General features: G+C 57.3%; 16 protein-coding genes and 1 tRNA gene. 8 read left to right on the top strand and 9 right to left on the bottom strand.

Annotation, left to right across the window (positions count from 1 at the left end):
* Window positions 1–15: 15 nt before the first annotated feature.
* The gene (locus tag C1719_RS14455) at window positions 16–1,509 is read right to left on the bottom strand and encodes a LuxR family transcriptional regulator (protein ID WP_102375744.1); all 1,494 of its coding nucleotides are present in this window, start codon (window positions 1,507–1,509) and stop codon (window positions 16–18) included.
* Window positions 1,510–1,774: 265 nt separating this feature from the next.
* Between C1719_RS14455 and C1719_RS14450 the strand changes: the two genes are divergently transcribed.
* A complete protein-coding gene (locus C1719_RS14450; protein ID WP_102375743.1) occupies window positions 1,775–3,517 on the top strand; it encodes an FAD-dependent oxidoreductase in 1,743 nt (580 codons plus the stop codon).
* 157 nt (window positions 3,518–3,674) lie between these two features.
* Here C1719_RS14450 and C1719_RS14445 read toward each other — a convergent pair whose 3' ends face one another.
* On the bottom strand, window positions 3,675–3,914 hold the full coding sequence (locus tag C1719_RS14445; RefSeq protein WP_102375742.1) for a helix-turn-helix domain-containing protein: 240 nt from the start codon (window positions 3,912–3,914) through the stop codon (window positions 3,675–3,677).
* A gap of 533 nt (window positions 3,915–4,447) precedes the next feature.
* Between C1719_RS14445 and C1719_RS14440 the strand changes: the two genes are divergently transcribed.
* Together C1719_RS14440 and C1719_RS14435 are read left to right on the top strand one after the other, a co-directional pair.
* The gene (locus tag C1719_RS14440) at window positions 4,448–4,993 is read left to right on the top strand and encodes a hypothetical protein (RefSeq protein WP_102375741.1); all 546 of its coding nucleotides are present in this window, start codon (window positions 4,448–4,450) and stop codon (window positions 4,991–4,993) included.
* A gap of 331 nt (window positions 4,994–5,324) precedes the next feature.
* Window positions 5,325–6,074 carry a GNAT family N-acetyltransferase gene (locus tag C1719_RS14435; RefSeq protein ID WP_102376104.1) on the top strand — a complete coding sequence of 250 codons (750 nt, stop codon included), beginning with the start codon at window positions 5,325–5,327 and terminating at the stop codon, window positions 6,072–6,074.
* Between the two features lie 131 nt (window positions 6,075–6,205).
* Here the strand turns inward: C1719_RS14435 and C1719_RS14430 are convergent, their stop codons facing one another.
* From C1719_RS14430 to C1719_RS14410, 5 genes are all read right to left on the bottom strand, one after another.
* Window positions 6,206–7,018, bottom strand: coding sequence for a family 1 encapsulin nanocompartment shell protein (locus C1719_RS14430; RefSeq protein WP_102375740.1), 813 nt, complete (start codon window positions 7,016–7,018; stop codon window positions 6,206–6,208).
* A 21-nt stretch (window positions 7,019–7,039) separates the two neighbouring features.
* A complete protein-coding gene (locus C1719_RS14425; protein ID WP_102375739.1) occupies window positions 7,040–7,393 on the bottom strand; it encodes a demethoxyubiquinone hydroxylase family protein in 354 nt (117 codons plus the stop codon).
* Window positions 7,394–7,582: 189 nt separating this feature from the next.
* On the bottom strand, window positions 7,583–8,653 hold the full coding sequence (locus C1719_RS14420; RefSeq protein ID WP_102375738.1) for a YdcF family protein: 1,071 nt from the start codon (window positions 8,651–8,653) through the stop codon (window positions 7,583–7,585).
* Window positions 8,654–8,670: 17 nt separating this feature from the next.
* Window positions 8,671–9,147 carry a universal stress protein gene (locus C1719_RS14415; RefSeq protein ID WP_102376103.1) on the bottom strand — a complete coding sequence of 159 codons (477 nt, stop codon included), beginning with the start codon at window positions 9,145–9,147 and terminating at the stop codon, window positions 8,671–8,673.
* A 193-nt stretch (window positions 9,148–9,340) separates the two neighbouring features.
* Window positions 9,341–11,287, bottom strand: coding sequence for an FAD-dependent oxidoreductase (locus C1719_RS14410; RefSeq protein ID WP_180963640.1), 1,947 nt, complete (start codon window positions 11,285–11,287; stop codon window positions 9,341–9,343).
* A gap of 209 nt (window positions 11,288–11,496) precedes the next feature.
* Between C1719_RS14410 and C1719_RS14405 the strand changes: the two genes are divergently transcribed.
* The gene (locus C1719_RS14405) at window positions 11,497–12,954 is read left to right on the top strand and encodes a helix-turn-helix domain-containing protein (protein WP_180963639.1); all 1,458 of its coding nucleotides are present in this window, start codon (window positions 11,497–11,499) and stop codon (window positions 12,952–12,954) included.
* A gap of 32 nt (window positions 12,955–12,986) precedes the next feature.
* Here the strand turns inward: C1719_RS14405 and C1719_RS14400 are convergent, their stop codons facing one another.
* Complete coding sequence (locus tag C1719_RS14400; RefSeq protein WP_102375736.1) at window positions 12,987–13,421, bottom strand: hypothetical protein; 435 nt, start codon at window positions 13,419–13,421, stop codon at window positions 12,987–12,989.
* Between the two features lie 478 nt (window positions 13,422–13,899).
* Here C1719_RS14400 and C1719_RS14390 point away from each other — a divergent pair, with 478 nt between their 5' ends.
* Entirely contained in the window at window positions 13,900–15,981 is a 2,082-nt protein-coding gene (locus tag C1719_RS14390) for a Na+/H+ antiporter (RefSeq protein ID WP_102375734.1), read from the top strand.
* Between the two features lie 26 nt (window positions 15,982–16,007).
* Here the strand turns inward: C1719_RS14390 and C1719_RS14385 are convergent, their stop codons facing one another.
* Complete coding sequence (locus C1719_RS14385) at window positions 16,008–16,907, bottom strand: LysR family transcriptional regulator (RefSeq protein ID WP_102375733.1); 900 nt, start codon at window positions 16,905–16,907, stop codon at window positions 16,008–16,010.
* Between the two features lie 155 nt (window positions 16,908–17,062).
* Between C1719_RS14385 and C1719_RS14380 the strand changes: the two genes are divergently transcribed.
* The 3 genes from C1719_RS14380 to C1719_RS14370 all read left to right on the top strand — a co-directional run bounded on the left by C1719_RS14380 (window position 17,063) and on the right by C1719_RS14370 (window position 19,044).
* The gene (locus tag C1719_RS14380; RefSeq protein WP_219717875.1) at window positions 17,063–17,257 is read left to right on the top strand and encodes a hypothetical protein; all 195 of its coding nucleotides are present in this window, start codon (window positions 17,063–17,065) and stop codon (window positions 17,255–17,257) included.
* A 3-nt stretch (window positions 17,258–17,260) separates the two neighbouring features.
* A complete protein-coding gene (locus C1719_RS14375; protein WP_102375731.1) occupies window positions 17,261–18,496 on the top strand; it encodes an MFS transporter in 1,236 nt (411 codons plus the stop codon).
* Between the two features lie 461 nt (window positions 18,497–18,957).
* A tRNA-Leu gene (locus tag C1719_RS14370) sits at window positions 18,958–19,044 on the top strand.
* The last annotated feature ends 280 nt before the right edge of the window (window positions 19,045–19,324 follow it).

Here is a 19,324-nt window from a genome sequence, read left to right as displayed (position 1 = left end):
TAGTGCGATAAGGGTTTATTCCTTTGGCTTCTCGTTGATGATGTCGATCACATCCTGCTTAGAGTGCACGCCGAGCTTTTGGTAGACGTTTTTGACGTGCGATTTCACGGTGTTTTCCGAAACGGTGAACTTCTCCGCCATGTACTGGGTCGAACGGCCCTGGGCAAGACAGCCGAGGATGTCGCTTTCTCGCGGTGTGAGCTGGGCCTGTTTGGAAATTTCCCGGCAGCGGCGCTCAACGCGGTCTTCGACGATGTAGGTGGGACCGTTCTTGCGAAAACCGCCTTCGGATGCATCGTCGTCTTCTCGATCGGCCGAGTAGTCGGCGATGCTTCGGTCTTTGAGCACGAACAGCACGATGGTTGAGAGCAGGTAGACGGCGACAAGGGCCAGCGCCATAATGGCGACGCCCCCCGTTTCGATGAATCCCGAGAACGTGAAGCCGATTGCAACGCCGAGCAGTGAAGCGAACCCGATGACCGCTTCGCTTGCTCCGTAGAGGATGAGCGCGGGCAGTTTTGTCTGGTGCACCACATTCGCGATGATGCACCAGGAAATGACATCGGAGATGAGCCAGCCCATCGCCACCATCGAATTGGCTACCCCGCCGCCGCTGTTCCAGAAAAACGCAAGCAGAAGAAAGCCTCCCGCCGCAATCGGCAGGGCGATGCGGTAGGCAGCTCCGATATCGATGCGCTTCGGGAAAAGCAGTGCGGGCAGGATCATGGCCACGACGACGAGCAACGTTACCACGGTGGATGTCCAGCGCGCCTCGTCGACGTTGACCGATTGCTGGCCCGAAACGAACAGGGTGAGGTTGCTCATGAAGGCGAACGTTGCGGTGATGAACACCGGACGCCACAGCGAGCTCAGTGCGCCGCGCAGCGCTGCGCGCGACGGTTCGATTGCTTCGATCGCGCGGGTTTGCATGCTTCGCTTGAGCATTGTGGGGATTACGGCGGTTCCGACGACCGCGATGACGAGGATGATGAGCGGCGGAAGCTCTACGAAGAGCGCGTAAAACAACAGGGACACGATGTACGAGGACAGCACGAACAGGTAGACCGCGCGAAGCGACAGCGTTCCGCAGAATCTTCCCCATAACACTAGCATCAGGGCATCGCCGACGCCGAGCAGGCACGCCGCGATGCCGAGCATAAGCGTGCTTTCCGCAGGGCCGAAGCTGAATTCGCCCACCCTCAGGATGATGGTGGAAAGCGCGATTCCGATAACGATGAGAAGTGCGGCGCATGCGGAAAGCGTGCCCGTTGCGGAGAGCGCGGGCTTTTTGTATGCGGCAATGGCGCAGATTGAGAACACGATGATTTTGATGGCGAAGAATATGCCGAGATACCATGCAGGCGATGAGCCGGTCAGTCCGGCTTGACCCATAAGCGGCATGACGTCGTGCAGATAGGAGAAGCTGAACGCGAGGTAGAGGGCGAAGCCTATATGGAACGGCCTGACGCCTCCGATCAGATCGCGTATGCGGGCGACCGCTGAGCCCATGGTTCTTCCCCCGTCTCGATTCAAGAGCTTCGAACAGATTGTAGCCGAAAACCCGTATTGGAGCGCCTCCCACCCGTCACGGGTGAGATTGATGATAGCTTACTTTCCTCCCGATTTCATCACCCGCGGGTGTAGCGTCGCCTTTTCGGCACCCATAGGATGGCGGTAGCAGTGAAAGCTGCCGGACATGCGGCCGACCGGGAGGATCGGAACCGCGCCGATCGTGCGAAGTATGGGAGGTCCGGCAAAATGAGAGAGGATCATAATGAACGAAATGAAGCAAGGTTTGAGTCGACGTGCGTTTCTGGGCCTTGGAGCGACTGCTGCGGTGGCGGCGGGCGCGGCGGGTCTTGTCGGCTGTGCGCCTGGCTCGGGAACCGATGCGAAAGAGCCGGCCGGCCAATCGACGGCGGCTGGTCCGGCATCGGGAGAGCCCGCCTTCATGGCCAAGCCCGAAGTTCCCGCAGATGTTAAGGAAACCAAGAGCTGCGACGTGCTGGTAATCGGGCTGGGCATCTCGGGCATCGTTGCCGCCCGTGCGGCTTCCGAGGCGGGCGCGAGCGTCATCGGCATTGAAAAGCAGGCGCAAATCGGGACCATCGGGCTTTCCGGCGACTTCGGCATCTACGGCTCGAAGGTTCAAGAGGAGCTCGGTATGGAGCTCGCAAGCAAAGAAGAGGTTGTAAACCAGCTCATGAAGGACATGACGTTTCGTCCGCATGCCTCGCTGCTGGGGTATTGGTACGATCATTCGGGCGAGGACTTCGACTGGCTCATCTCCGAATCCGATTACGAGCTCGTTCCGACTTCGGCAACTCCGGCAAGCGGCGAGAAGGAAAACGTGATTCGTCCGAAGTGCTATCCGGTGCTCGAGGGCTACGATCGTTCCAAGGAGCTGTTCCCGTTCTTCAACGGCTCCGTTACCACCGAACCGAGTGTGGGCTGGTGCCTCGAATCGTGCCAGCAGATTGCCGAGGCAAACGGCGCCGAGCTTATATTCGGCATGTTCGCCGAGCAGCTGACCACCGACGAGTCGGGACGTGTGACGGGTGCGTACGTATACGACAAGAGCGGCGAATACACCAAGATCGAGGCCTCCAAGGGCGTTATCCTGTGCTGCGGCGATATTTCGGGCAACCCTGAAATGCTCGACTACTATGTGCCGTGGGTTGAAGGCATCGCCCCGTTCTATCCCAACGTCGACGTGAAGGGCAACGTCGCCAACAGCGGCGACGGCCACCGCATGGGCATGTGGGCTGGCGCACACATGGAAAAGGGTCCGCTCGCTCCGATGACGCATCATATGGGCGCAGCGCTCGGCGTGGATGCGTTCTTGCAGCTCAACGTGCGTGGAGAGCGTTTCATGAACGAAGACATTCCCGGCCAGAACATCATGGACCAGTTGAGCACCCAGCCCGAGATGCGTTCGTGGCAGATTATCGATTCGAAGTGGCCCGAGCAGCTGAGCGTGCAGGGAACGGGCCATGGCTACGTGAACTACTACATCCCCGATAGCGAAGCCGATCAGTGGCCCGCTGTTGTGGGCGAGGAGATGAGCGCGAGTTTCTCCGGCTATACGACCGACAGCATGTTCGAGGCCGCGATTACTCACAAAGCCGATACGCTCGAAGAGCTCGTCGAGATGATGGGTCTTCCTAAAGAGACGGCGCTCGCCTCGATCGAGCGGTACAACGAGCTATGCGCGAAAGGGGTAGACGAGGACTTCGGCAAGGATCCGCGCCGCCTATTCCCCGTCGAGAACGGGCCGTTTTACGCGTGCGAATTCGGCGATGCGGGCATGCTCGTTTGCATGGGCGGCCTCGATACCGATGCGGAATGCCGTGCGCTCGACGATGGCATGGAGCCGATCCCCGGCCTCTACGTTGCCGGCAACACCATGGGCAACCGCTATAAGGTCGAATATCCGGTTACCGAAGCGGGCATCAGCCTTGCCACGGCGCTCGTGTTCGGCCGCCTTGCGGGAACGAAGGCCGCGGCGGGCGAGTAGCGGCATTGGTTTCGGCTCGGTCGAAATCAACGAAAACCATTCACGTACCGGGCGCATCCGATGCTCCTCCTCCCTCCCGATCGGATCGCCTGCGTACCTATGCGGCTCCCAAGAGACCGCGTCGTGCGACCCTCGCTTCGGCGGGGTCGCCGTGCGTTTACGTTGGGGTGGGGCCGCCTTCGGAAACGTTTCCGTCGGGAACGAATTCCATGAGATCGCCTGGCTGGCAGTTGAGGGCTCTGCACAGGGAGTTGAGCGTTGTGAAGCGGATGGCTTTGCCCTTGCCGGTTTTGATTCTCGAAAGATTGACGTGGCTTATCCCTATTTCATCGGCAAGATCTTTCAGCAGCATTTTTCGATCGGCCATTATCTTGTCGAGTCTCATGATTATCGGCATGATCGCCTCTCTCTATCCATACGGTGTGGGTTTGCATGCAAAGGGCGTGCTTGTTTTGCGTAAAAGCTGATCGAAAAGGTTTGATTATTGCTATCGCAATGATAGTCGCCCGCATATCATCACGTCAAACAGGTAAAAGCAATACTCGAAGCTTTTGTTTTACGTTACCCATTATCGATTGAATGCCAAACGATAAAATAGCAGTTGCTTGTGTGCTAGCCATGGCTATATACTTTAGTCATACATGTAACTGCAATTAGAATCGAAAGGGGAGTCAAATGCTGTTTCATAGTGATGCAACGCCGTACGGATCATGCACGGTCATCGGTTGGGCTGGGGTTTGCCTGAGCATCGGCCTCTAAGGTGCGTTCGTGCGTCGAGAACCTTGTTGCAAAGAGGCTTAGGCGATTGCAGCAAGGTTCATTTTTTTTGTTGCTACTTTGTACCGGGCTTCTGTATTCTTAATTAGTTAGTAATTGGCTTACGCATGTGAAAAGTAGCAGTTACGTTCGTCTAAATATGAATGGGGAGTTATGGTCAACGAGGATATGCTTGAAACCGAGAAAGCTTTGCGTCGGTTGATGATGATTAGCGGAATGATTAGGCTATTCTTGATCGCATTTGCTTGCTTGCTCTCCGTGTTGCTTGTTGTCAAGATCGGGGCAGCCGTTGCTGCGCTTAGCGCCGAATCATCTAATGGGATATTTCAAGCCGTCGCAAAGATTGTTCTTATTGTCATCACCGATGGTATTGGAATCGTCTGCCTTTTGATTGGCTCAAGTGTTTTTGCTGCACTCAAGAAAGGTGACGAACCCTTTTCTCGGCGTCAGTCTAGGGTGATTCGGATTGCGGCGCTGCTGCTTCTGATTGACGTTCTTCTTAGTACGCTTGGCGCAGTTGGGCTTCCTTGGTTTGCGCAATATGGGCAGGCGACCGTGGGCATATTGCCATCGTCAGGGGAGACAACCCTTATTCCCATCAATGCGGGAGAGATCGTTATTGCCGGCATTCTTTTGGGACTTTCAGTTATCTTTGATTATGCGAGGATTCTTCAGAAGCTTTCCGACGAAACCTTGTAGGACCCTGCGAAATCGTGGTGGGCTTCTTCTTGCGGTAGAGCTCGCTTCCCGATGCTCGAAGCGTCTCGATACGTCATTTCGAGAAGCTTCCCCTGATAACCTTTGGGATTCGTGCACGCCAAAGGGTCGATTTTGCCAAATTGTCTCGACAGTCCTGCGGAATGTAAGAAGTTCTTGATTTGGTAAGCTTCTGTCCAGTCACCTGAACTGGGATTTCTTTAGTGCTTAGTTTGGCGGGCGGCGTGAGCATGGATAAATGCAAGCAAAATCATCGATCGAAGCGATGTTGCGGCATAATGGAAGAACACTTCGATTTGAAACGAGGATGTCCGTGGACGCCGATTTCGTAAACCTCACTCCAGAGAATCTAGCCAGCGAGCATCTGTGCTGCATCATCCGCACCAAGAAGCTTCATCCCGGTGTCGAAGCGAAGCGGCAATGGCTTTCGGATCGGTTGAGCGAAGGCCATGTTTTCAGAAAGCTCAACGCAAAAGCAACGGTTTTCATCGAATACGCTCCCCTGGAAACGGCTTGGGTTCCCATCGTCGGCGATAACTACTACTACCTGTACTGCCTGTGGACGTATGGAAGTTTCAAGGGCAAGGGGTACGGGGAGGCGCTGATGAAGCATTGCCTGGCCGACGCCAAGGAGAAGGGCAAATCCGGCGTATGCCTGCTCGGCGCGAAAAAGCAGAAGGGGTGGCTCACCGACCAATCGTTCGCGAAGAAGTTCGGTTTCGAGGTTGTGGATTCCACTGACGATGGATACGAGCTGCTTGCACTGTCGTTCGATGGCACGAAGCCCGCGTTCGCTCCAAATGCCAGAAAGCAAGAGATCGAAAGCGAAGAACTGACGATCTACTACGATATGCAATGCCCCTATATCTACCAGAATATCGAAAAGATTCGCGAGTATTGCGAATCCAACGACGTTCCTGCATCGCTGATTCAGGTGGATTCCCTGCAAAAAGCAAAAGAACTGCCCTGCGTCTTCAATAACTGGGCCGTGTTCTACAAAGGGAAGTTCGTGACAGTAAACGTGCTCGATGTCTCGTACATCAAGAAGATGATCGAAAAGTAGGCGGATCATCCCTTACTTACTCTGTTCGCTCATGCGAGTCCAGATTGCTCGTCTTTGCGCGAGACGAGGGTTCGCTCAAAGGGAAAGGCCGCCGGTTTTCCAGCGGCCTTCTCTGTGGCGCTAAAACGGGTTTACGAGAATACGACGATAGCGCGTGGATCTTTGATGCGCAGCGCAGCGGTTTCCATAACGCGGAAGTGGTGGTTGAAGTCTGCGAGCTCAACATAGCCCACCGAGAAGTCGAGGCCTACGGCGAGGTCGATGTATTCGGGTTCGGCGCAGACGAGAACGGCCTTGCCGGTGCCGAAGCTCCCGTACATGTACACGTTGTCGCCGATAAGCTTTTTCACGCGGTCGATTTCGAGCATGCCGAGCGAGGGCTGCAAGCGCTGCAGATCGAGATACACGTCGGGGCTCACTACGAGAGCGTAGCGTCCGAGATAGCCGTTTTTCGCCAGTTCGGCGACCGCCTTCGCTACGTCGGCATAGCCGTTTTCTCCTTGCTTCCAATCGGTTTTCTTGATTTTGGCCGCGCCCTTGGCGTTCACGAGCCCTTGGGTTCCCAGAGTGGAGTTGCCGAGCAGAATCAGCTCGTCCTCGCGACGCGCTGCCTGTTTGGCGGCGCGAGCAGCGCTTGACAGATCAAGCGGGTAGCCTGTTTGCTTGGCATATTCGAGATCCCGTCCGAGGATGGTGAAATCTTCGAAGATCATGGGAAGTTCGAGCTGCGTGCGGCCGACGATGCGGCCGAGCCCGTTTTCGAGCACTTCTTCCTTCGCAACGCCGTCAACTGCGACCGAGGTGGGGCCGGGGCCGATGGGGCCGAATAGCTTGAGAAAGCGTCGGCAGACGATCTGTTCCTTGATTGCGTCGATGACGGTTTTGTCGATCTGCTGCCAGAGGGCCTCGGGCAGATCGGCGCTTTCGCGTGCCAGATAATCCATAGTGATCACTTCCTGTTCGGGTTATTCGGAAAGGTCGCCGACGGTCGGGCCTGATGCGGGCTTCGGGGCGGCATCGATCCTCAGGTCTTCGAGCATTTCGTTGACTTCGCCTTCGCCATCCAAGAACAGTTCGGTTTCCTTTGGATCGAGGTAGCGCATGAGGGTGATGAGTTCTCCCATGTGGGCTTTTTCTTCGTCGCGGATGTCGGCGAGCACTTTTTTGGCAGCGGGATCGTCGGTTGCCAAGTAGTGGGATTCGTAAAGGTAAATCGCCTCGAGCTCGCCTGCGATATCGAGGCGAAGGGCCTGCATGAGTTCGGCGTTCGACATCTTACGGTCGACGTTGCCTGCAAAGGGGTTCGCAAATGACGGCATGATGGTCTCCTTCTTTCTTCGCTTCGGGCGCGCGGCTGCAAAGCTTCGGGTTCTTTCGCCATTGAACCATCATAGGCTCGCGGCAGGGCGAATGCGAAGAGCGTTCCCGAACGGTGCTGGCGCTGACACCGTTTCGTGATTTCATATGCATGATTGTGTGATATAGGGTTGCGGGCGGTTGCCGATCGCCTATGTGGCTGCTTCGAGCATTTGCAGCAGGTAGTAGGGAAGTCCGTAAGTGATCGCCGTCAGCAGAAACACGGCAATGACCACGGCGACGAAGCGTTTCTTGCGCATGACCAGCAGTGCGATGAATTCTCTGAGCAGTGCGTTCGGAAGGTAATACCATGCCGTCGGTGCGCCGATCCCGTCGATCTTGAGTCCCGCCCTGCGGGCGTAGATGCCCGCTCTCATCACGTGGTAGCTGCTGGTCGAGAATATGGCCCGATATCCCTGTGGCGAGCGCGTGTCCATGATCGCTTTCGAAAACGCCATGTTTTCGGCGGTGTTGGTCGATTTCGTTTCGGCGATCAGATGCTCGGCATCGTATCCGGCTGCAAGGGCGAAGGCGACCATCGCTTCGGACTCGGGAAGGGGTTCATCGGCTCCTTGGCCGCCCGACATGACGAGCACGGGGAGCTTGCCTGTTATCTTCTCCTGTTTGCGGGCGAATTGGATTGCGCGGCGAATCCGTCCTGCGAGCAGCGGGGTAACGCGACCGTCGATGAGGCCGCTTCCCAGCACGATGATGTAATCCTTGTCCTTCCTCGGGTGAGCAATCGAGCAGAGGGCGGAAGTGGTAAGGAAGACGAACACAACGAAGGTGTAGATTGTCACGATCGAAAGAACGCCTGCCCAAAGGGCTTGCAGCCACATCGGCAGCGATTGGGACGACATTGCCCAAGAAACAAGCAGAAGCACGATGATGCCTATGGCGGCGATGAGCGTCAGGGAATTGGAAAGCGAGCGCCCTTCCTTGCGAAACACGGTGCGAGCATTGTGCAGCAAAAAGGCAATCAGGATGTATATTCCGAAGAGGGGTACGATGAGGGCAAGCCCGAAAAGTGCGATAAGCGGGTAGAGGAGAAACGGGCTTTCGGGATAGGTTATGACGATGATCGCGTAGGTCGAGATCATCGCGAAAAGGAACGCGCCAAACGTAAATCCTGAAAGAAGACTCGTCTTGTTTGTGCGATACACCAGCAAAAACAAGACGAAAAGGATTGCCGTTGCAACGAGCGATAGGGCGATGACGTTCATGGCGCAAGCAAGTTCGGTTACTGCTTGACGATCATGACGGGCATAGGCGCGGTGCGGAGCACATGGTTGCTGACGCTGCCGAGGATGCCGCGCAAAGCGCCCAGGCCGCGCGATCCCATGATTACGAGGTCGGCGCCATGCTCTTTCGCGTAAGCGACGATCTGGTCGCCGGGAAGCGTCTCTTCGACGATGTCGATGCTTACCCGATTGCCTCCGGCGGCGATGACCGGGTCGATGCGATCGTGCAGTTCGGCATCGGCTTCGCGGATTACTTCGTCGAACAGCGCCCTTAGCGCTTCCGACGAGGGCTTAGGAGCATCGGGCATTCCGCTCTTTTCCTCGAGCTTGTCGATCACGCGTTGTTCGGTATCGACTATATGGAGGATGCGCACGTTCGAGTCGAAATCGATGGAGGCGATTTTCATCGCCTCAAGCAGCGCTGCATGGGCCGATTCCGAATTGTCGTACGGTACGACTATGGTTTTGTACAGCATGCGATTGCCTCCTCGATAGCGCCGATGGAAAACATTATAGCGAAACGCGTGCTCCCGCGAAGAGCGTGCATGTTCGGTTACCGATTCGAGAAGAAGAGGGCGGTTTCTCAGGCCGCCGCAAAGCGAGAAGCCTGCGGGCCGCAGCACCGCGCAGGCTTCTGCATCAATGAAGGCTTGCGTTTGCGAAGCAAGGCTATTCGCCGAACATGTCCTTTGCGAGGGCGAGACCCTGGGACATGACGGCAACGCCCGCCATTCCGCACGCGCATTCGCCGAGGGCGCGCAGGCCTTCGATAACCGTGCCGTCTTCGCGAAGCGCGCGGTAGCCTCCGACGACGTCGGTGGTGATGCCGCCTGTCGTGATGTGCATGGCCCAAGTGCGCGGCGAGGCGTAGAACGGTGCGTTCTCGATCGGGCTCAATTCCGAAAACACGGTTCTGCCGAAATCGGGATCATCTCCTGTGCGGGCGATTTCGTTGTACCGATCGATGGTTTCCTTGAGCGTGGTCGGGTCGCAACCGATCTGCTGGGCAAGATCTTCGATCGTATCGGCAACGTAGAGCTGCTTCTGATCGATGAGGTTTTGCATGTCTCGTCCGTAGCGGTTCTTGTCGCCTTCGACGCGGCTCGTATCGGCATCCGAAATCATGAACATCATCTGGTCGGGCTGGGCCATGATGTTTTCGGTCATGGTGTATCGGTCGAGCACTTCATTCATGAAGCGCTTGCCTTCCTTGTTGACGATCACGCAATCAATGTCGTCTCCGACGGTGGTTTCATCGGTTGCGTTCTGGCAGTCGGCGAAGGGAAAGGGCATCTGCAGGTGCATGAGCGCAAGCCCGCACCCGACTGAGAGGCCCATCGTAATGCCGTCGCCGTCATGGCCGTAGCAGTTGGTTGTTGGAATGGCTTGCGTGTCCGACCAATTCCAGATCTGGTTGTATTCGCGAAGCATGTCGGGATTGCCCGAGAAGCCGCCCGTTGCCAGCACGACTCCGTTTTTGGAGCGGATGTTGTAAGTCGTCCCGTCTTCGCCGACGGCGACCAGTCCGACGACCGTATTGTTTTCCGTGATGAGCTCGGTTGCGGGCGTGGTCAGCATGACCTGCACGTCGCATCCGTTCTCGATTGCCTTATCGTAGAATTGGAAGTAGCTTTGCCCGCAGCGGCCTTCGGCGGGAACGGCCCAGCGCGGCCAAGGGTATCCGACGATGCCGACGGTCTCTTTGAACTTGAAGCCCGAATCGACGAGCCAATCGCCGAAATCTTTCTCGCGAGCGGTTACCTGGTGGGAGTTGTCGAAATCTTCGCAATCGGGGAGATTGTACTCGACGGATTCGAGGATGGCAGAATCGAAGCATTTCGTTTCCCCCGAGGCCTGCCAGTCGGCCCATTGCCGCTTGAGCTCGTCGAGGTAGCTTGCGGGGATCGAAGATTGCTCTGCGGCGGCGATCTTGCTGTCGACCTCTGCTTTTTGCGCTTCGGTCATATCGGGGCGCAGTTCGACGGGGGCCTCGGGGTATTCAAGGTATCCCCCGCAAACCAGGCCGTTGCCGCCGATGTTGCAGCTCTTTTCGACCACTATGACCTTTGCTCCGCGCTGTGCGCAGCAAACGGCTGCGGCCATGCCCGATGCTCCCGCTCCGGCAACGACGACATCTGCTTCGAGATCAACGACTTCGGTCGATTTCGCGGGGGGTTCGTAGTTTGATTTGAGCGCCTTCGCATCGCCGCCCGCCTGCTTCACGCAATCTTCAGCTGCCGTGAGAATGGCCATGCTGGTGAGCGTTGATCCCGTGACGGTGTCGATGTTGAGGGTCTGATGCTCGACGATGTTCGCAGGGATTTCTTCGATTGCCCGATCGGAAATGTATTCGGTCTCTTCGTGCTTCACCACGCGTGCGCTGGCGATGGAGCCGTCTTCGAAGGTCATTTCAACGGTGATGGGCGCAAACTTGCCCTGCGCGGCTGCCGTGTAGGTGCCGGCCGCATAGCCGGCTTGCTGATCGCTTTTTGCTGCGGGCGCGCATCCCGCAAGGCCCATGACGGCGATCGATACGCCGGCGATCGTTGCCGTCTTGACGAACGTGCGGCGACTCATGGGTGCATGCGATGATGCGGATGCTGGTTTCGGTTCCATAATTCCTCCCGGGTTGTCCTGTGCGGATTGTGCGCCAACTTTGAGCGGTTGGCCGTTCGGGTCGCAGTATGCAGGCAAACGGAACGGCGCGCATCTCCCCATGGCGCGTTGCGGGGTGTAAATTTGTAACCCGCGTGTAAACCGACCCGCGAAACCCTTGGTCGCTGTATATAATGCTTGCGGGGGTGGAAACCGTGCAAACCGAAGCCATGTTGGACGATAAAGCTGAACAAGGTGCCGATCAGCCATTTGCGGTGAGGCGGAAGCTCGGCGATCTCAGGCATCTTTCCCTGTGCTTTTTCGGCTTTGCCTTCATTCGGGCGTGGGATGACATAGCGTTCTACCGCTTTTCGTCGCTGGTGCCCGATCAGGCGTGGATTGGACAAGATCTGTTCCTCCTCATGATGATCGCGGTATTCGCTCCGTTGGCCATCTTCGCGCGCAAGATCGCGCCCCTGTACGAAAAGCGCTGGGCCCTGCCTGTTGCAACCGGTTCGCTTATCGCTTCGGCGGCGCTCTGGGTCGTCGGTGCGGGTGCGGGCGGGTTGAGCGTGGGACTTTCGGGCGCTTCGATCGTCTGCGCGGGCATCGGGGCAGCGCTCTCGATTCTTATGTGGGCTGAACTGCAGAGCTGCTTTAATCCCTTTCGCGTGGTGATCTACGTTTCGGGCGCGTTTTTCCTCGGCGCCATCATGGGTTGGCTGTTCGTGGGGATGGGGGTCGAGCGGCTTTCGTTTGTTATGGTGGCGCTGCCGCTGCTTTCGTTCGCCTGCCTCAAGATCGGATTTTCCAAGATCCCGAAAACGGATTTGCCGAAGAAGACATGGGGTAAGATGCGTTTTCCCTGGGGTCTCATCATCGTGCTCGGCATCTACCAGTTTATCTTCGGGTTTCACAGTGCGGACGACATCTCGATGGTGAGCCCCTCGGTGTGGGGCACGATCATCGCTTCGGCGGCGCTGTTTTTGGGAACGTACCTGCTGTCCCATCGTTTCGACTTCACCTTTATCTACAGGACGCCGTTCGTTCTCATGACATGCGGACTGTTGATTACCCTTTTGGCGTTCTCGAAGAGCAATGTGGTGGGAAGCCTGTTCATTTCAACCGCGTATACGTCGATGTTTCTCGTCATCACCATACTTCTGTGCGACATATCGCATCGCTACGGCATTTCGGTGCTTGTGCTATGCGGTATCCAGGAGGTCGCCACGATCACGGTTGTCGGTGGAGATTTATTCGAAAGTGCTATGAATTCGGGCATCCTTCCCGTGCGGGCCGACGATACCATTGTGATCGTGGCCCTGACCATCCTCGTTGTCATCGCAACGGTGGCGTTGCTGTTCGAACGCAAAACATCGGAGGAATGGGGTCTCGCGTTTTTCGGCGCCGACAAGATTGCCGAAGACGGCGATGCAAGGGGAAGGTTTGCGCTGCGCTGCTCCGAGCTTGCGGATCGCTATCGGCTTTCGCCGCGTGAAAAAGAGGTGTTCTGGCTGCTTACCACGCAGAAAACCCTTCCCGAGATAGCCAAGGATCTCTACATCGCAACCGGTACGCTCAAATCGCACACACGGCGGATCTACCAAAAGCTTGATGTGCACAGCCGCCAGGAGATGATGGATTTGGTCGAGGTTGATTCGGTTTCCGAAGAAGAAAAGCTATCGTAGAGGAAGTGCGGCGGGGTTCAGCCCGAACCTCTTTACGCAGTGCCGAGCGCTTCCCGTAAAGCAAGCACTTCGTCTTGCTGGTTGCGCACATCTATACGCATGCGCTGGAAATTCCATGCGGTCATGATGAAGCAGAAGATGGTGTAGGCGATGGTGATGATGCTCTTCTCGGTCTCGAACAGCGCAACGATGCCTGCTTTGCTCGCAAAAGCGTACGCCATGATGAGCAGGTAGGGCACGAGCATGAGATACTCGAAGCGATAGTAGCGCGCCACGATGTAGGTGCAGTTCTTGAACAGGCGCTTGCTCACGATGAACAGGGCGATACCGCAGTGCATGGCGATGAGCGCACCGAAAAACCAGGGCATGGGAACGAACTGGAGCAGCGTGATGAACCCGAAGGTGAGCAATGCTGCAAGCGCGAACAGCGTGAGCCCCGTCTTCGTGGTGCGAGGAATATCGGTCATATCATCCCTTTCTTGGTGTACGGCATGATTAAACCGTCTCAGCCTTCTCCCCGATGCGAGATCGCCGATTTCCTCGAAAAACTCATTACCTTGGAAGCACGTGGCCAGATGTCTGCGGAATGTCGGGAAGGGCGCCCCTCGAGTGCGAGGCGGCTGCTTGCCGAAGGCTTTGGCAGGCCTTCGGCAAACGAAGAGTCTGCTGCCCGCCGAAGACTTGATCGACAGGCGGCATCGGGGCGAACGTTTCGGACATAGCGCCGGTTGGTTCTCTCTTGCCGGAAAGATCGTCGAGCTGCACGGGACCATCGGATTCAAGGGCGGACTGAACGGGATGCAGATGTAATCGTGAGATTGCCTGGAAATCCGAGCGTCTGACGGACCGCGTGGTATTCTTGACGGATTCGAAGTTGCTTGATGCTAACAAAACGGTTGATACGATGCTGATTGCCGTGCGCTCGACCGTGCGAAAGGATCCGATATGGAAATGTTCGAGCTGATTTTGCTCCTTTTGGCGGCGGTGCTGGTTTCGACCGTCTTGGATCAGGTCACTCCTCGCGTTTCCCTGCCGCTCGTGCAAATTGGGCTCGGCGTTGCGATAGCCGTCATCGCAGGTGCGCCTTTGCAGGTGGAGATAGATCCCGAGCTTTTCCTGGTTCTCTTCATCGCGCCGCTTCTATTCGACGAATCCCGCCATGCGAGCAAGCGGGCGCTGTGGGAGAACAAGGGTGCCATCGTATCGCTTGCGATCGGCCTTGTTCTGATAACTGTGCTCGTGGTGGGTTTTGCGCTGCACTGGCTTGAGCCGTCGATTCCGCTTGCTGCCGCCTTCGCACTCGGCGCTGCGCTCGGTCCCACCGACGCGGTTGCCGTTACGGCGCTTGGCAAAGATATCAGCTTGTCCGACCGCCAGAAGGCGTTGCTTTCTGGGGAAGCCCTGATCAATGATGCTTCGGGCGTCGTTTCGTTCCAGTTTGCCATCGCAGCGGCCGTAACGGGGGTGTTTTCGATTGCGGATGCGACGGCAACGTTCGCCATCAGCTTTTTCGGCGGCATCGCCATCGGCCTTGTACTTGGGCTCGTGGCAACGATCGCCCTGCGCGTCATTCGCAGCCGTGGTTTCGAAAGCGCGACGGTACACGTTGTGTTCGAGGTGTTCACTCCTTTCATCGTATTTCTCGCGGCCGAGCACACGGGCACGAGCGGCATCCTGGCCGTTGTGGCAGCGGGTTTGCTGATGACGCTCTTGCCTCGCAAGACGACGCCCGTTTCGGCGCGGCTTCAGATTGCATCGACGAGCGTGTGGGATGCGCTTGTGTTCGTCATCAACGGCGTGGTGTTCGTGCTTCTGGGCATGCAGTTGCCGAAAGCCATCATGCCCTCGTGGGACAGCGGGCAGGTGAGCGCATTTACGCTTATCGAGTTCGTGCTGCTCATCACCCTTTTGGTCGAAGGAATTCGGTTTGTCTGGGTTCTTGCTATGGAGGCGTTTCATCGCGATCCGAAAACCGGAAAGCTTGCATTTTCTCTGAACGCCCAGACGGTGAGGGGGTCTCTCGTTACCACGCTTGCCGGGCCCAAAGGCGCCGTGACGCTCTCGATTGCTCTGACGATTCCCTTCTACCTTGCAACCGGCGAGGCGTTCCCGTACCGCGACACTTTGATATTCCTTGCTTCGGGAACGATTCTCTGTACGCTTTTGCTTGCCAACTTCGTCGTGCCGCTGCTTGCGCCGAAGGCGGAGGCGGAGCCGAAAGGCGATGACGGATCGGCGAGTATCGAGATACTCGATAATGTCATACGCGAGCTCGAGGCGCAGCAAACCGAGGAGTCGAGAGTTGCCTATCAGATCGTTATCCAGCAGTACCGGGAGCGCGTGAGGAGATTGCGCAGACAGAACGCTTCCTCGGCGTGTATGGCCGAGCTTCGAGCGGAAGCGCTTGATTGCCAGCGTTCGTATGTGGAATCGAGCATGGAAAGCAAAACGGTCGATCGCGTCGAAGGGCAGCGTTATCTCGAGCAGATCGAGCACATGCGCAAGATGCTCCTGCGTCGTCACGCAGGACGCGAAACGATCGGAGAACTGTGGGAGCGTTTCAAAGTTACCGTCGTGCGGCTTGCAAGGACTGTTTTCCATGTGCTTAAGCGCCTGCAGCCCGAAGAAGCGTGGCAGGATGCTTCGAGACCGTTCAGGATCGGTTTGGAGCAATGCTCCCTGGAATTCTACGAGTCGAAGATGGCCGATTCCGACCTCGAGGTTTCCGAAGGCGCGGCAGTCCTTGCCGCCGAATCCCGCGCTATGCTTGCCGCGTTCAGAGCCCAAGACGAGGCGGAATCCGAGGGGTTTGCGTCGTCGGTCGATCCTCGTTCGCTGCGCAGGGGTTCGGTTGATAGGGACGAGTTGAAAGAGATCAAGGCCCGCGTTGCCGATGTGGAGGCCGAGGCGCTCCGGCTCGAACTCGACGAGATTCAGCGGTTGCGTGAAAACGGCACGTTGGATCGAAATACCGCCCGCGGTCTTCGCGAAGAAGTGTACCTGCTTCAGATGGCGACGGGGGAATAGGCTGCGGGCTTGTGCGCTTTGCCGGGCTACCCCGCCCTCCCGTGTTTCCGCACCGCTTCTCGCAGCTGATCTAGAAACAGCTTCGCAGGGGGGGAGAGCACGCGGTACTTCTTTGCGGCGATGCTGAGACCGACCGTCATGAGCGGGTCGAGCGGTCGAAACGTCAGGTTGCGATTTCCGTCGGTTGAGACGAGGCCGTCGATGCAAAATGCGTAGCCGAGTCCCGCTTCTACCAAAAAGGTTGCATTAGTGAGCAGGTTGTAGGTGGCCACGATATTCAAAGATTCGAAATCGGCTCCGAACCAATCAAGCCGCTGATGCCCGCTATAGGGCTGGTTGGGGAAGATGAGCGGTAGATCGCGAAGATCGTCGAGCGGGATCGATTTTTGCTCGGCGAGCGCGCAATCGCGCGGCATGAGCAGGCCGTAGACGTCGCTCATTCCCAAATCAAGGTAGTCGAACTTTTCATGATGCAGGGGGCCGAGCAGAAGGCCGAAGTCGAGAAGGCCCTTGTCAAGCCGCTCCATAACGGCATCGGCGTCACCGCTGTGCAGATGCAGCCGCATGTTCGGATGGTCTTCGCGCAAATGCGCGAAGATATCGACTACGAACTCCATGATCCGCGTTTCTCCGCAGCCCAGGTAGACATCGCCGCCCGCGGTTTCCCCTTCGTCGCGAAGCGCCGCTTCGGTGTGCTCCATCAAGTCGAGCATTTCTTGGGCGCGATTGCGAAGATAGGCGCCCTCGTCGGTGAGCGTGACTTGTTTTTTGCCGCGAACAAGCAGTTGAACGTCCAGTTGCCGCTCTAGATCCATCATCTGTTTTGAGAGGGTCGGCTGCGTGACGTGAAGAGCTTCGGCGGCTCGCGTGATGCTCTGTTCGCGAGCAACGGCCAGAAAATAATGAAGCAGTCGGGTTTCTATCATGGGTGCTGTCCAATCATTCTTTTTAGCTATGTTTAAACATAGTACATAACTATTGGCTATTTTTAAAGAGCATGCTTACCATTCATATGGGAGGCGAAACCATGAAACGATCGAGCGATTGCTGGCCTTGCGATTCCGATGCGGACCTGAAGAGAATGCTGGGCGAATGCGGATGCGATGCCGAGAGCATCGAGCGGCGTCTGGCGCGCGGCTGCGACGACCGCATCGACGACCTGATCGAGATGCTCAGGGGAAAACGCCGAACGTACATGGAAGATCTGCATGCGGCGCAGAGAAGGGTTGACCGCCTTGATTATGTTATCCGCCTGCTAAAACAAGAAAAGAGTTGAGAGATGACGGCGGCACTGAAAAGCAAAAGAATGCTCCTGATACTTACCCTGGGGGTGTTCAGCATCATCAACACCGAGATGGGGGTGGTGGGCATCCTTCCGATGCTCGCCGAGCACTATCAGGTTTCCATCACCGAGGCCGGCCTGTTCGTGAGTTTGTTCGCGCTTGCCGTGGCGATCAGCGGCCCCGTCATGCCGCTTTTGTTTTCGGGCGTGAACCGTAAAAAGCTCATGGTGATCGTCCTCGGAATGTTCTTCGTCGGCAACATTGTGCAGGCGTTCACCGACAGCTTTCAGGTGGCGCTCGTCGCCCGCGTCGTTCCTGCGATATTCCATCCCGTATACGTGTCGCTTGCACTCTCGCTTGCCGCGCAGACGGTCGAGCCGAAAGACGTTCCGCGCGCAGTGTCCCGCGTGATGATGGGGGTCTCGGGGGGCATGGTGCTCGGCGTTCCCGTCGTCAGTTTCATTGCGAGCACGGTTTCTCTGTTCGCGGGCATGATGGTGTTCGTGGCGGTGAGCGGGGCGGTGCTTCTGGCGACGTGCTTGTTCGTGCCGTCTATCGAGGTGACGGAGCGGCTGACGTACGGCGAGCAGGTGGGCGTGTTGAAGCGGCCTACCGTTTGGGCGTCTATCGTCGCCGTGTTCTTCTTGAACGGCGCCGTGTTCGGGGTGTACAGCTTCTTTGCGGAATACCTGAATGCGGTTACGGGCATAGAGCCGCAGATGGTGAGTGCGATACTGCTGGCTTACGGGCTTGCGAACATGGTGGGCAACGTGATCGGCGGCCGAGCGCTCAGCGAAAGCCCGGTGCGCACGGCGGTGCTGTTCCCGATTCTGCTCATGGGCGTATACGCATGCCTTTTCTTTACGGGAAACCTGAGCGTGCTCACGGCGGTCGTCACGTTGGTTTGGGGCGTGCTGGCCGGTGCGGGGTCGAATGTGAACCAGCATCTCATCACCTCTGCTGCAAAGGAAGCGCCCGATTTTGCAAACGGGCTGTTCCTGGCAACGACCAATCTGGGCACGACGGTGGGCACGAGTCTGTGCGGCGCGCTGATAGCCGGTATGGGTACGGGAAGCATCGTGCTCGGCGGCATGACCTTCGTGGCGAGCGGGTTTGCAGCGGTGCTCGTGCGGCAGTGGGCGCTTGGGCGCGCGAATGCGCAGGTGAAAAACTCGAAGCGATCCGTTGCTGCGACTGCCGGCATGGATATGAAAGCAGGTGAGGCGAAGTGAGGAAAGCGGCAGCCATTTTGACAGCCGTCGCGCTGGCGATCGGCGTTCTTGCGGGGTGCAGCCACTTCGCGGCGTCGGAGGATGCGGGCGAAGCCGCCGATCATGCAACCGAGCGAAACGGTTACCAAGCGGGATCCGAGCATTCGGGTTCCGAGGGGGATGCGCCGTCTGCCGCCGACGCGGTGGGTGACGATACGGCACGCGATTCGGCATCGATTGAAGCGGATGCGGGGAATGCGGAAGGAGGCGATGACATGCAGACGAACAGGATCGAAGTGAAGGCGGACGATGCGACCGTCGGGTTCGGGAGCCAAGTCAACATGCCGATGGGCGGATGCGGCAGCGGTGCGCGAGCTCCCGAGCATTTTGTGGGGCAGGTTTGCGAATCTCTCTTGCTTCAAGAACCCAAGTCCTGTATCATTTTCACTTGCTTTCGGCCGAGGTCGAATGGCAAAACAAATGCGGGTGTGGCGGAATTGGCAGACGCGTACGGTTCAGGTCCGTATGGGGGCAACCCCATGAAGGTTCAAGTCCTTTCACCCGCACCATTTTAAAACAGCAGGTCAAGCAATGAAAATGCTTGGCCTGTTCTCTTTTTGCGGCGGCGAATGTGCCAAACGTGGGGTTAGGGTTATAGGCCAAACGTGTGTGCCAAGCGGAGTTGGGCGCATGCCTCGTCTCCGTTTGGCGCTGCCGCCTTGTCATGTGGGTTCGCCCAGCGATGCGTGCCTTCGGCCTGACAGGAACCGCATCGCCGAAAGCCGTTTCCGCTCGGCAATATATCATCGGGCCTGTTGTATATTCGTTGCAACCGATTTGCTATCTTGG

Origin of the sequence: Raoultibacter massiliensis (genome assembly GCF_900199545.1) — a bacterium.
Lineage (GTDB): Bacteria > Actinomycetota > Coriobacteriia > Coriobacteriales > Eggerthellaceae > Raoultibacter > Raoultibacter massiliensis.
The sequence above is the reverse complement of the archived record's forward strand: the minus strand, read 5'-3'. Positions and strand labels throughout refer to the sequence as shown.